Below are 14,227 nucleotides of genomic sequence, written 5' to 3'. Positions count from 1 at the left end.
CTATGGAAGTTATAAAGTTTACATTAAAGGGAGAAACGGCATTTTTTAAGAAGCCTGATGTTAACACATATCTATATTTTACATATGGAACCATTCATAAGGTGGCTTTGCTTGGGATGTTTGGAGCTATATTAGGATATAGTGGATATAACCAGATGAGTTTTTTAAATGATTATAAAAAAGAATTTGGCAAGGCGCTACAAAAAGATGATAAGTACAAAGATAGAAGTTATCCAGAGTTTTATTCAAGACTAAAGGATTTACGGGTAGCAATAGTTAGGAACAGTACTAATATATCTAAGAAGGTTCAGACATTTAATAATTCCGTTGGATATGCATCTAAAGAAGCAGGTGGAAACTTAATTGTTAAAGAACAGTGGCTGGAAAATCCAAACTGGGATATTTATTTTGTTATAGATAGTGAAGAAAGTAAAGCATTAGCTAAAGCCTTAAAAGAAAATAGATTTGTTTATGTACCTTACTTAGGAAAAAATGACCACTTAGCAGATATATGTGATGTACAGGTTATAGAGGGGGTTACAGAGGTAATCGAACCTGATAATGTTGATAGTCTATTTATAAAACAAGATTTTGAATTGGATGAGGTAGATGATTTAGAGGACTTATTTGAGGAAAAAGTACTTACATATAAATACGAAGAAAGGTTACCAGTTGCTCTAGAAGAAACAAATAATAAATATGAATTTAAAACTTTTATATCAACAAATTCAAAAGTTAAAGCAAAAGGTGAAGTAAAAGTTTTTAATGAGGGTGAAAGAAATTTAGTATTTTTTTAGAGGAGGGTATGCCCTCCTTTAACTTTAATTAAGAGGTGAAATATGCACTTTGATTTTATAAATAAGTTTAATGTTAAGGAAAGTATAAATAAAAAATATAATATATATGCTCATAAAAATGAAGAGAGATATGAATACTTATATGAGCATGTAGTCTTATGTGAAAAATATTTTTTCAAGATAATAAATGAAAAAGGTATCGATGAAGTATTTAGTAAGTTAGAAGATGAATTTCTATCTCAATGCTCTAGGGAAGGAAAAGAACTTTTTAGAGAAATGATAGTAAATACAATAACTATGCACGATATGGGGAAGATAAATCCACTATTTCAAGAAGATAGATTGGGCAATAATTTAGGTATAAAAGATATAAATGACTTTGGGAATTCTCATCATTCTATACTATCTGTAATTATATATTTTGACTATTACTTTGAAAAATTTAGAGTATTACCTAAGACAGATGTTGAAGTCTTAATAGACTTTATGATTATGAATGGATATATAATATCTAGGCATCACAGTGAGTTTAATTCTTTAGAAGAGTTTAAAGAAAAGTTAGATGAATATAGAGATGGTGAAGGTGCAAAACTATTGACCACACAACAAAAGCTGTATAAAGGTATTTATAATAAGGAGCTTACTTTAACTTTAGGTAATATAGAAAAAATATTTAAAGTAAATGATAAATATACTAAAAGATTAATTAATGAAAGTAAAATTTACAGATATATGTATGAAAGATTATTATTTTCTATTTTAGTTGCTTGTGATTTTTACTCCACATCAGAATTTATGGATGGCGTAGAAACTGATGATATAGGAAATATCAATGAGATAAATAAATTTTATGATGTTTATAAACAAGGAAAGATATATAACTTTACAAAAGAATATAAAATGAACAGAGACGAAAAGAAAACAGATTTTTCAAAGGTAAAAGACATTAATATCTTAAGAAATGAATTGTTTTTAGAAGCAGAAGAGAATTTAAAGGAAAATATAGAGTCAAACATATTTTATTTAGAAGCCCCTACTGGAAGTGGGAAGAGTAATGTTGCTACTAATTTAAGCTTTAAGCTTTTAGAAGAAGATAAAAAGAAAAATAAAATATTCTATGTATATCCATTTAATACTTTAGTGGAGCAAAATATAAATACATTAAAGAAAATTTTTGATAAAGAAGATGAGATCTTTAATAAGATATCAGTTATTAATTCAGTCTTTCCTATAAAAGAAATTGATGAACATAGGAAGAATAAGGGAGAGGATTGCGATTTCCGTTACTATAAAAAAGCATTGCTTAATAGACAATTTCTAAATTATCCTATTGTATTAACTACTCATGTAACTATCTTTAAGTATTTATTTGGAACAGCAAAAGAAGATATATTTCCACTACATCAAATTGTTAATAGTGTAATTGTATTAGATGAAATCCAAAGCTACAGAAATATAATTTGGGGAGAAATAATAACCTTTTTAAATGCTTATGCAAAGCTGTTAAATATAAAGGTTATCATAATGTCTGCAACCTTGCCAGATTTAAACTGCTTAACTGGAAGTACTTATAAAACTACAATGCTTATAAAAAATAGGGACAAATACTTTAAGAATACTATTTTTAAGGAAAGAGTTAAATTAGACTTTGAATTATTAAAGTCTGAAAACATACTAGAAGATTTATATAGTCATGTTAAGAAACAAAGTAAAAATGAAAAGAAGATTTTAGTAGAGTTTATAAGTAAAAGCAGTGCCTATAATTTTTATAGAAGATTAAAAGAAGATGAAGATATAGTTTCAGATATTCAGTTAATGACTGGAGATGATAGTCCTATAGAAAGAGAAAGAATATTAGACTTAGTTTTAGCTAGCAAAGATATTATCTTGGTTGCAACGCAGGTTATTGAAGCAGGAGTAGATATTGATATGGACATAGGGTATAAGGATATTTCAATGCTAGATAGTGAGGAACAATTTTTAGGAAGAATAAATAGATCATGTGTAAAGCCAGAAAAGGGAAGAGTTTTCTTTTTCAATTTAGATAAGGCGAGTAGCATTTACAAGCAAGATAAGCGAATGGATCAAGATCTTACATTAATTAATGAAGAAATGATAGAGATATTAAAGGAAAAAGATTTTAATAAATTTTATAAACTTGTTATTGAGAGATTAAAAATGTTAACAAGCAACCCAAATGAGTATAACATTGATAATTTCTTTAGTGAAGAAGTTGGAAATTTGGATTTTAAAACTGTAGAAGATAAGATGAAATTGATTGATGAAGATAAAAATGAAATAGCTATTTATTTAAGTAGTACAATAACGAAGAAAGATGGAGAAATACTTGACGGATTGCATATATGGAATGAATATAAAGAGTTATTAATGAATGCTAATATGGAATATGCAGAAAAGAAAGTGAAGTTATCAAAGGTGAGAGCTAAGATGAACAATTTTATATATAAAATAAAGTGCAAAAAACATTTTACATACAATGATAGAGCCGGAGAGTTATATTTTATTGAAAATGGAAATTTTTATTTTGAAGATGGAAAGTTGAACAAAGAAAAATTTGTTGAAGGAATAGGTGAGTTTCTCTAAAGTAGTAGGTTTTACTTTATTTGAAGATATTAGAAACAAAAGTTACTGATACTATGATAAAAGCTATATAGTCATTAAAATCGAAGGTATTAGTAAAAGTTCTTTGAAAACGTAATAATACAGCGATAATAAAATGTAGGAAACTACCACAAAATATAAAATAATTACATGAAAAAATGGTATAATTTTTATAAAAGTTAAGGTAAGTTTATAGAACATCATAACTTTAAAATTAGTTTCAGTAAATCTATAGCTTAATTAAAAAATAAAAAGGGGGTATATAACAAATGTACAGTTTTAAGAATGATTACAGTGAAGGAGCACATCCAAGAATAATAAATGCTTTAGTTGAATCAAATCTAGAGCAGACTCCAGGATATGGAGAAGATAGTTATACAGAAAAAGCAGTGGAAATTCTAAAACAAAAAATTAAACGAGATGATGTTGATATTCACCTATTTGTTGGAGGTACACAAACAAACCTTACTGCAATTTCAGCTTTTCTAAGACCTCATGAAGCGGCTATTGCTGCCAACACAGGCCATATACTAGTTCATGAGACAGGAGCAATCGAGGCTACAGGACACAAAGTCATCTCTATAGATGTAAGTGACGGTAAATTAAGACCTGAAGATATCAAGCCAGCTTTAGATGCACATACTGACGAACATATGGTAAAGCCTAAGCTGGTGTATATTTCCAACTCTACAGAAATCGGTTCCATATATACGAAGAATGAATTGGAACAACTAAGTAAGTTTTGTAAAGAAAATAAATTGTTTTTATATATGGACGGTGCAAGATTAGGTTCAGCACTATGTTCAGAAGAAAATGATATGGAGCTTTCTGATTTAGGAAGATTAGTAGATGCCTTCTATATAGGTGGAACCAAAAATGGTGCATTAATAGGTGAGGCTATGGTTATATGTCATGATTCACTTAAGGAAGATTTCCGATTCCACATTAAACAAAAGGGAGCACTGCTTGCAAAAGGAAGACTTCTTGGCATACAGTTTTTAGAACTTTTTAGAGATGACTTGTATTTTGATTTAGCAAGACATGCCAATAAAATGGCTGACTTACTAAAAAATGAAATCAGTAGAGCTGGATATAAGTTTTTGATAAACTCACCTTCTAATCAGATATTTCCAATTCTACCAGATAGATTGATAGAAAAGCTTGAAGAGAATTATTCTTTTTATATTTGGGAAAAAGTTGATCCGGATAATTCTGCTATTCGTCTAGTAACCTCTTGGGCTACAAAAGAGGAGAATGTGCTAGCTTTTATTAAAGAATTGAAAAGTGTTATAGATTCAGAGCAGTAAGCCATAATGAATAATTGAAAATGATTTATTAAAATGCCGTATTATTCATTTATTTAAAATGAATTTTGCGGTGTTTTTGTATCTCAATATATAAATTGGTAGGTGAAGTTATGAAAATAACAGGAACAATAATAAACTACTACTTCCACTGTAAACGTCAGTGCTGGCTTCATGCTAACAGAATAAACTTAGAAGATAACAGTGAAGAAGTAAGAATAGGAAAAGTTTTACATGAATTAAAAGCAGAAGGAAAGAAAAATACAGAAATATCTATAGATAATATAAAAATAGATAAAATTACGGATGAATACTTGGTTGAAATTAAAAAGTCTGATGCGGATATAGAAGCGGTAAAATGGCAGGTCTTACTTTATTTAAAAAAGCTAAAAGAAAAAGGAATAGTGAGAAAAGGCAAAATTGAATTTGGAGAAAGAAATAAACAGGACAAAAAAATTATCTATATTGAACTTACAGAGGAAAATGAAAAAGAGTTGGATGAATTTTTAGGTAGCATAAATAATTTATTAGAAGAAAAGAGTTCTCCAAATGCAGAATTTAAACCTAAATGTAAGAAATGCGCTTACTATGAATATTGTTTTATTTAAAAAAATTATTAAAATAATAATATACCGAGGAGACTAGTAAATGTTTGAAAATGAGAATTCAGCTGAGTTTGAAAAAAGAAAATATAAATTAATTATTACATCTATAGATATATTTAAAAATTTATATAATAGAGGTCCAATATCTTTAGAAAATTATTTTAGGGATAATAGTAAATTTACAGACACAGTTTATAGTTATTACAAAGTAGGACTAGAGCTAATAATAAATGGAAGACCTCCGGAACAGGCTGTTTTTATGCTGGAATATGAGAAAATGAAATGGATTAGAAAAAGTAATATTACCGAAGAGGATTTGCTGCTAATAACGATTGTTCAAGGAATAGTTCCTTATTTGCAAAAACTAGATTTTGATGGATTTTATGATTTATGTAGTAACTTTTTTTCAGCAAAAGAAATAGGGAAAATTGCTGAACTCCTTTTAGAAATAAATCCGCATATATGGGAAAAATACTTGAATAGTGAAGTTAATAGTGTAGGGGCATATGTGGAAATAAATCCGCATATGTAGGAAAAGTACTAGTAATAATTAATTACATACTAATTTGTGAAATATATTAATGATTCATAATAATTAGTTAATATATTGTTTGCTATTGAAAAGAGGTGTTTTTATGGGAAAGGGCACAAGATTTATAATGTCCCAGGGAGAGATAAGTAGAAAAGATAATTCCCTTTGCTTTAGAAAGGATGGCAAAAACACATACATACCAATAGAAGCAACGAGGGAACTTTATTTGTTAAATGAAGTAAGTCTAAACACTAAATTCTTAGATTTTGCAGCTAAAGCAGGAGTTGTTATACACTTCTTTAATTACTATGGATATTATAGTGGAACCTTTTATCCAAAAGAGTATTTAATAAGTGGTAATATGACAATAAAGCAGTCTGAAGCTTTTATAAAAAATAGAATAGAAATTGCAAAAGCTTTTGTAAATGGAATAGCAGTTAATATTTATGAAGTGGTATATCATTATTATAAACATGACAAAAAAGAGACTAAGGTCTTTTTAAATTGGCTTAAACATGATTTTGTTGAGCTATTAGTTAAGACTAATGATATAAAACAAGTTCTCTTTCTCGAAGGTCAGATTTGGATGAAGTTTTATGATAATTTTAAATACTTTTTACCAGAAGATTTTTTGATGAACAAAAGAGTAAAAAGACCACCAGATAATCCTATGAATTCAATGGTTTCCTTTGGGAATTCAATACTTTATGCCAGAACCATCTCTCAAATATATCACACACATTTAAATCAAAGTATAAGCTTTTTACATGAACCAAGTGAAGGAAGATTTTCGTTAAGTCTTGATTTATCGGAAGCATTTAAGCCTGTAATTGTATATAAAACTATTTTTGAACTAGTTAATAATAAAAGAATACAGGTGTCCAAGCATTTTGACAAAAAGCTTAACTATTGCCTATTGAATGAAGCAGGAAAGAAAGTATTTATTGAAGCCTTAGAAAATAGATTTAATACTGTTTTTGAACATCCTAAATTAAAAAGGAAAGTTAGTTACGAGACAGCTATTAAACTTGATGGATATAAGCTTATGAAGCATATAGGAGAAGGGAAGCTTTTTTCACCATTTAGTCTAAAGGAGATGATGTAAAGTGGGAAAGATAGAAAATCATAATTATGCTTTTGTGTTTTATGATATAAATGAAAAAAGAGTACAAAGAGTTTTTAAGGTTTGTAAAAAATATTTTAAGCATCATCAGAAGTCAGTATTTAGAGGCACTATAACACCATCTAATCTAATAAAACTAAGAGCGGAATTAAAGAAAGTTATAGATGAAAAAGAGGACTTTATTTCTATAGTTAAACTAATAAATGAAAAAAGTTTTGATGAAGAAACTTTGGGTGTAAATTTTAGTAATAGCGAATCATTAATACTTTAAGCTTTTCCCAGCTGACTAAAAAATATAAATCTCTTTTAGACTTTCAAATTAAAGGGATTGGAGAGATTTTTTTATTGAGTTTTTTAAAATGATAAAACGGTTGGGAAAATTTTTGAAGAAGTCTTTGTTTTCAATGGTTTAAAGGTTATAATAAAAATAGAGAATGGCTATTTTACAGTGGTTGAACCATAACATAGGATGTATTTAAATATAAACAAGTAAAGGAGAGTGGTAAATAGATGTTACGGTTGAACCATAACATAGGATGTATTTAAATAATATCCTGCGCGGAGGTTATTTAGGAGGTATAAAGGTTGAACCATAACATAGGATGTATTTAAATAGAGAGTCTACAAGTTCTTTTGTTTCTTCGCTCAAACGTTGAACCATAACATAGGATGTATTTAAATCCATTATGATAGTTCAAAGTAATAACTAGCTGCTTGTTGAACCATAACATAGGATGTATTTAAATGCAATTTTAATTTGTTCTAAAACATCTAATTTTACGTTGAACCATAACATAGGATGTATTTAAATTGCTAATTCAGTTTTAAATGATAGCGAAGGTAATACGTTGAACCATAACATAGGATGTATTTAAATATAGTAGTTAAAGATTCGAGTGATAACCAAGTTAGCGTTGAACCATAACATAGGATGTATTTAAATTGTGATAGTATCCACATTTCTTTTTATTATAAGTAGTTGAACCATAACATAGGATGTATTTAAATCCTCAACATAATATTTTACGACAATATTTAGAAAATGTTGAACCATAACATAGGATGTATTTAAATACGAATGCTTCAATTAAGCTAAATGATTTAGAACTAGTTGAACCATAACATAGGATGTATTTAAATTATAAGCATTCATATTCTTACTATGAATTTCTGTTAGTTGAACCATAACATAGGATGTATTTAAATTAAGGACTGATAAACACTTTGGAAAATCCTTCTTTTGTTGAACCATAACATAGGATGTATTTAAATCTAATGCATCCGACTTTATAAGTTTCTTAAATCGTGTTGAACCATAACATAGGATGTATTTAAATGCGTTGTGGGTAAGTCTATGCATTTTGCATAGGCTTAGTTGAACCATAACATAGGATGTATTTAAATTTTAACTCGAACACGAAAGTACCGCTGGTTATAACTGTTGAACCATAACATAGGATGTATTTAAATGTATTATTAAAATAAGTATTATTTATATCAGTATTGTTGAACCATAACATAGGATGTATTTAAATCTTATATAAAATTTTTCACTTGACAAATTATGTGTAGTTGAACCATAACATAGGATGTATTTAAATGAAGGTTGGGGGATATGTTAAAGGAGCTACAGCTAGTTGAACCATAACATAGGATGTATTTAAATAACTCAAGAGCAACTTCAACAAAAGATTTATCAAGGTTGAACCATAACATAGGATGTATTTAAATATGTATTTTTCTATTATTTCCAATACATCATTTGTTGTTGAACCATAACATAGGATGTATTTAAATTGTCATTGTATAATACTAGCATTTGCTCAACTACTGAAGTTGAACCATAACATAGGATGTATTTAAATAGGCCAACGTTAAGGCTGTGTGTAGCAAAGGTATGAGTTGAACCATAACATAGGATGTATTTAAATAGCTAGTACAGCACAAGAGGAAGCAACAAAATTTGCGTTGAACCATAACATAGGATGTATTTAAATAAGTTAACACCATTTTTAGTACAGAATTCATAACGTTGAACCATAACATAGGATGTATTTAAATATTGAAAGGGGCTACGCTATTGAATTGCAAGGATTGGTTGAACCATAACATAGGATGTATTTAAATTTTAATCCTAGAACTTTTGCGACCTCTGGATAAAGTTGAACCATAACATAGGATGTATTTAAATCCAAAATCGGTAGCACTATATTCAGAACTTAGATGTGTTGAACCATAACATAGGATGTATTTAAATTGGGATAAAATAATTCCTTTTAATGAGTTATGGAGTTGAACCATAACATAGGATGTATTTAAATAGAGTCAATGCACGTTTTTCATCACTGGCTTTCTGTTGAACCATAACATAGGATGTATTTAAATAGTGATCCTTGGGCTAGTAAATAGTAGGGAGGAATGTTGAACCATAACATAGGATGTATTTAAATACAATATCCTACATGCCACTCAAACAAGTCGTTACCTGTTGAACCATAACATAGGATGTATTTAAATGGGAATGATTATACTGAAATTAACATAATGAAAATAGTTGAACCATAACATAGGATGTATTTAAATTGAGTGCGAAGAATGTGGAAGTGAAGATTACGGAATTGTTGAACCATAACATAGGATGTATTTAAATTACTTTTATATATGGCATAACCTGTCCCTGCTACTGGTTGAACCATAACATAGGATGTATTTAAATTGCCAAACCGTTAAACCATTATTAAACATACTGTTTGTTGAACCATAACATAGGATGTATTTAAATACATTAGGAGGTATTAAAGAAAGTGTATTTGAAAGTTGAACCATAACATAGGATGTATTTAAATTTTGTTAACCACCTCAATTTCTTTTTCAAGAAAGTGTTGAACCATAACATAGGATGTATTTAAATAAGCTTTAATCCATTGTACTAACTCAATATTATTCGTTGAACCATAACATAGGATGTATTTAAATTGACATAACGCGGCCTCTTGCCTCTGCTCTGCTGCGGTTGAACCATAACATAGGATGTATTTAAATAATAACTCCTGTTTTAGATGTCGAACAAGATAGTTGTTGAACCATAACATAGGATGTATTTAAATAGAATTTATTAGCATTACTATTCATAATCTCTCGGTTGAACCATAACATAGGATGTATTTAAATGTTTATGTATATATTCTGCAAAGTGTTTATAATTTCGTTGAACCATAACATAGGATGTGTTTAAATAGTGCTTCTTGTTCAGAAATACTAAAGTTTTTATCATTTGCACCTTAACATGACTTAGATGCTTTTTACATATTCAAAATAAAACCTGGCATCCTATGATAGCCAGGTTTTGCTTATTTAATCTAATTGTAACTCATCAAATCCATTTCCTTTTCCCCATGCATAGATTACAGGAACAAGATTGACAAATGCAGATTTATCTACTTTTGCAACAAAATTTTTAACAACCATTGCTTCTCTGGTAGAGCAAATCAAGATAACTTTTCTTTTAGGCTTATTAGAATAAGCACCTAAAATTTGGCCAATACTAACTCCTCGGTTAATTGTATTCATGATAAAATCAGAAATTTCATCTGTTTCGCTACTAAGGATAACCATTTTTACCAAGGATGATCCAAATCCAAACAGGATGGTATCAACTGCTTTTGTATATATCATCTGCATAATAATAGCATATAATATTGCAGTATGTCCAAAAACAAATCCAGACAAGACAAGAACGCATATATCGATAATAAGTAGAATTTGTCCAATGCTTATATAGGGAAATATCTTCTTATGAATTATTTTAGCAAGAGTATCTGAGCTCCCTTGTGAAAAGCCTTTTTTTAGTACTAAGCCCATACCGATGCCTGCAATAATCCCATAGTATATGCAGTATAATAATTTGTCGTTAGGAGTAAGATCAATAAAGCTCAAATTAAGGTTATCAAAGAAGATTAGTATAATTGGATATGTGACAGATAAAAGAATAATCTTTAAAGCTTCTTTTTTACCTAGAATAATCCAAGCTGCTGCCAAAACTAAAATACATAAAGAATAATAAATAAAGGTATATTTAATATTTATAATTTTAGCTAATATAAGTGAAATACCTGTAAACCCCCCTACTACTAGTCCACATGGTTTTAAGATTGATGTAACTGCAAAGGCTTGAAGAATACATCCGCAATATACAATAATATAGTCTATAATGCTTTTGCTATTTTTTTCTTTCATATATTTCTTTCCTCCTTTTAGTTGTCACACTGGGTAATTAGCCCCTGCTAGCTCCCCTTCGGGCACTGGGTAACTTAAGATTTTCGCTTCTGCTCACAAGTTACCCGTAAAAGTTCATTTAGAACTTTTACCTCGTAAAATTACCCGTTAAAGTCCATTTAGGACTTTAACCTCCTTTTTATCAATTACTTTTTTGTAATTAATATTAAAAACAAGTATAAGTAATAGAATTTAATCTTTAATAGTGCTTATATAATACCAATGAAATCAAGTAAATGCAACTAAAACTTATCAAAAAAGCACGCAAAAACAACGAAATACAATAAATTACTTTACATTCCACAAAAAATGATATATACTTAAAAACGAATTGAAAATGTTTTCGTCATTTAACGACTTTTTTATGCAACATTAATCATTAAACAATTTAAAAGGGGGTCTTTATGTTGGACAAGAAAAATAGTAATTTTCAAAAATGGTTTAAGTTAATTGTTCTAATTCTAGGAGGAGGAACAATATACAAACTTGCCTTTTTAAAGGATGCATTTTATGTTCCTATGCAGCAGTACATGCATTTAACAAATGCGCAGATAGGAAATGCACTATCAATTAATGGTACGATATCTTCTTTTGGATTTATAGCTTCAATATATTTAGCGGATAGATTTTCTAAAAAAATATTATTACCTTTAGGATTAATAGGAACAGGTTGTATTGGATTGTATTTATCAACATTCCCAGGATATTACGGCATACTTATGGTTTGGGCTGCGTTAAGTATATTTAATGATATGATATACTGGCCTGTATTACTGAAGTCTGTTAGATTGCTAGGGGATGAAAGTGAACAGGGAAGAATGTTTGGTTTCCTTGAAGCTGGAAGAGGAGTAATTGATACAGTTGTAGCTTTTAGTGCATTAGGTATATTTGCGTTATTAGGCAAAGGAGCTGCAGGTTTAAGAGGTGCTATATTATTTTACTCAATTACAGTAATTGTTGTAGGTGTTGTTTCTTACTTCTTACTTGAACATGATAAGAAAGTTGTTAAAGATAAAAGTGAAGACGTTAGTGATAATAAGGTTGCATTGCAAAATATGATTAAAGCGTTAAAAATGCCACAAATATGGTTAGTTGCATTTACTATTTTCTCCGTATATTCAGTATATTGTGGTTTAACATACTTTATTCCATTCTTAAAAGATATTTATGGACTACCTGTAACTTTGCTTGGTGCTTATGGTATTATAAATCAATATGGTTTAAAGATGATTGGCGGTCCTATTGGTGGATATTTAGCTGATAAAAAATGTAAATCTGCATCAAAATATTTAAGAGCATCATTTATAGTAGTAATTGTAGCTATGATTGTAATCATAATGATGCCTCATCAATCTATGGGCGTATATGCTGGAATGACAATGACACTTGGCTTTGGTGCAATCATATTTGCTATGAGAGCAGTATTCTTTGCCCCTATGGAAGAAATAGGAGTGCCAAGAGAAATGACTGGTGCTGCAATGTCACTAGGTAGCTTTATAGGCTATGCACCTTCTATGTTCTGCTACTCTATATATGGTAATATTTTAGACAAAACACCAGGAATAGGTGGATATAAACATGTATTTATGCTTATGACAGCTTTTGCAATAATAGGATTTATTATTAGTAGTATATTAGTTAACATAGTTAATAAGAGAAAGCAAGCAGAAAAACAAGTAGCTTAATATGCTTAAAACAATAGATATAATTTGATTTGAAAGATCAGTTAATATAAAAACTTATAAAAATAGCTTTAGAAATATTCAACTAAATATTACTAAAGCTATTTTAAATTTATCCGATGTCTACCGCCACTAACACCCCAACTTCTTAAAGTTGGGCATAAGTGGCACTACGACCCTGGATAACGGCTTCTAAGCTTCAGATGGAGTTTAAAACTCCACCTGAAGCCAAGAATCCTGTTTATAAACTAAGAAAATTAAGTGTTTTATAATTTGTATTTAAACAAAGAAGTTATATTGGTATAATATTTAAGTAAATACTTATAATTTAATGGAATGGTGTAATTTAGTGTTAGCAGAAGAAAGAAAAGATTCAATTTTGCAGATGCTTGAAGAAGAAGGAAGTGTTAAAGTATCTAAATTAATTAAATTATTTGGCGTTTCTATTGAAACAATAAGAAGAGATTTAGAGGCTTTAGAGAAAGATGGTTTCTTAAAACGTGTTTATGGTGGTGCTGTATTAAAGAAAAATGAGATTCAAAAATTAAATTATATAAAAAGAGAAAAAGAGTTTATATATGAAAAAAAAGAACTTGCAAAGACTGCTATTAGGTATATAGAAGATGGTCAATCAATTGCATTGAATGATAGTACTACTAATATAGAACTTGCTAGAGAGTTAAAGAAGCATTTTAAAGAACTTACAATTATAACAAATTCATTATTGATTACTAATGAACTAGTAGATGCAGATAGGTTCACTGTTATTTCAACTGGAGGCGTATTAAATCATAAAGAGCGTGCTTTTTATGGTGAATTTGCTGAAAATCTAATTTCTAATTTTGTTGTTGATAAAGCATTTATTAGTGTTAGTGGTGTATCCTTAGTAAGAGGTATTACTGATTTTTCGCCAGAAGAGGTTCAAATACAAAAAAAATTAATAGAAATTTCTCAAGAAACTATAGTATTAGCTGATAGCAGTAAAATAGACACTGTATCACTTATTAAAGTGGAAGATATTCATGAAGTAAACTTAATTATAACGGATTCAAAATTAGATTCTAAAATTTTGAACAAATACTTGAAGAATGGAATAGAAATTGTAAATGAATAGATAAGAATCGCGTATTTAATTTATATGGGAAAAGATATTAAAGTAAGATATATATGCACTCGAATGAATTTAGTATTTATTTTGGGTGCTTTTATTATTACAAATAAAGAAATGCTCAAGACAAAATACAGACAAAAGCACAGATGAAAGTGTTATAAATGCTCTCAAAAACA

Annotated in this window: 10 protein-coding genes and 1 CRISPR repeat array; of the genes, 9 read left to right on the top strand and 1 reads right to left on the bottom strand. The window is 28.9% G+C overall.

Annotated elements, in window-relative coordinates; genetic code table 11:
• The first annotated feature begins 2 nt into the window (after window positions 1–2).
• The 7 genes from cas5b (at window position 3) to cas2 (ending at window position 7,254) form a co-directional block, all read left to right on the top strand.
• Window positions 3–797 (top strand): type I-B CRISPR-associated protein Cas5b, encoded by a 795-nt coding sequence (gene cas5b / locus I6U51_RS04505; protein ID WP_211141402.1) that lies wholly within the window; start codon window positions 3–5, stop codon window positions 795–797.
• Window positions 798–839: 42 nt separating this feature from the next.
• Window positions 840–3,401, top strand: a complete 2,562-nt coding sequence (gene cas3 / locus I6U51_RS04500) for a CRISPR-associated helicase Cas3' (RefSeq protein ID WP_211141401.1) — start codon at window positions 840–842, stop codon at window positions 3,399–3,401.
• Window positions 3,402–3,688: 287 nt separating this feature from the next.
• On the top strand, window positions 3,689–4,726 hold the full coding sequence (locus I6U51_RS04495) for a threonine aldolase family protein (protein WP_211141400.1): 1,038 nt from the start codon (window positions 3,689–3,691) through the stop codon (window positions 4,724–4,726).
• Window positions 4,727–4,836: 110 nt separating this feature from the next.
• Window positions 4,837–5,331 carry a CRISPR-associated protein Cas4 gene (gene cas4 / locus I6U51_RS04490; protein WP_211141399.1) on the top strand — a complete coding sequence of 165 codons (495 nt, stop codon included), beginning with the start codon at window positions 4,837–4,839 and terminating at the stop codon, window positions 5,329–5,331.
• A gap of 40 nt (window positions 5,332–5,371) precedes the next feature.
• Complete coding sequence (locus I6U51_RS04485; RefSeq protein ID WP_211141398.1) at window positions 5,372–5,860, top strand: hypothetical protein; 489 nt, start codon at window positions 5,372–5,374, stop codon at window positions 5,858–5,860.
• 103 nt (window positions 5,861–5,963) lie between these two features.
• Window positions 5,964–6,965 carry a type I-B CRISPR-associated endonuclease Cas1b gene (gene cas1b / locus I6U51_RS04480; RefSeq protein WP_211141397.1) on the top strand — a complete coding sequence of 334 codons (1,002 nt, stop codon included), beginning with the start codon at window positions 5,964–5,966 and terminating at the stop codon, window positions 6,963–6,965.
• A 1-nt stretch (window position 6,966) separates the two neighbouring features.
• Window positions 6,967–7,254 (top strand): CRISPR-associated endonuclease Cas2, encoded by a 288-nt coding sequence (gene cas2, locus I6U51_RS04475; protein WP_211141396.1) that lies wholly within the window; start codon window positions 6,967–6,969, stop codon window positions 7,252–7,254.
• A 180-nt stretch (window positions 7,255–7,434) separates the two neighbouring features.
• Window positions 7,435–10,220: a CRISPR direct-repeat array (repeat unit 30 nt; unit sequence GTTGAACCATAACATAGGATGTATTTAAAT).
• Window positions 10,221–10,337: 117 nt separating this feature from the next.
• Here the strand turns inward: cas2 and I6U51_RS04470 are convergent.
• Window positions 10,338–11,219 carry a YitT family protein gene (locus I6U51_RS04470; RefSeq protein ID WP_211141395.1) on the bottom strand — a complete coding sequence of 294 codons (882 nt, stop codon included), beginning with the start codon at window positions 11,217–11,219 and terminating at the stop codon, window positions 10,338–10,340.
• Between the two features lie 443 nt (window positions 11,220–11,662).
• Between I6U51_RS04470 and I6U51_RS04465 the strand changes: the two genes are divergently transcribed.
• Both I6U51_RS04465 and I6U51_RS04460 read left to right on the top strand, forming a co-directional pair.
• On the top strand, window positions 11,663–12,943 hold the full coding sequence (locus I6U51_RS04465; RefSeq protein WP_211141394.1) for an MFS transporter: 1,281 nt from the start codon (window positions 11,663–11,665) through the stop codon (window positions 12,941–12,943).
• A gap of 328 nt (window positions 12,944–13,271) precedes the next feature.
• The gene (locus I6U51_RS04460) at window positions 13,272–14,054 is read left to right on the top strand and encodes a DeoR/GlpR family DNA-binding transcription regulator (RefSeq protein WP_211141393.1); all 783 of its coding nucleotides are present in this window, start codon (window positions 13,272–13,274) and stop codon (window positions 14,052–14,054) included.
• Window positions 14,055–14,227 lie beyond the last annotated feature (173 nt).

It is taken from the genome of Clostridium aciditolerans (assembly GCF_016316925.1).
In the GTDB taxonomy this organism is placed as follows: Bacteria; Bacillota; Clostridia; order Clostridiales; family Clostridiaceae; genus Clostridium_AM; species Clostridium_AM aciditolerans.
Note: the sequence above shows the minus strand (reverse complement) of the source record. Positions and strands in the feature narration are given on the sequence as shown.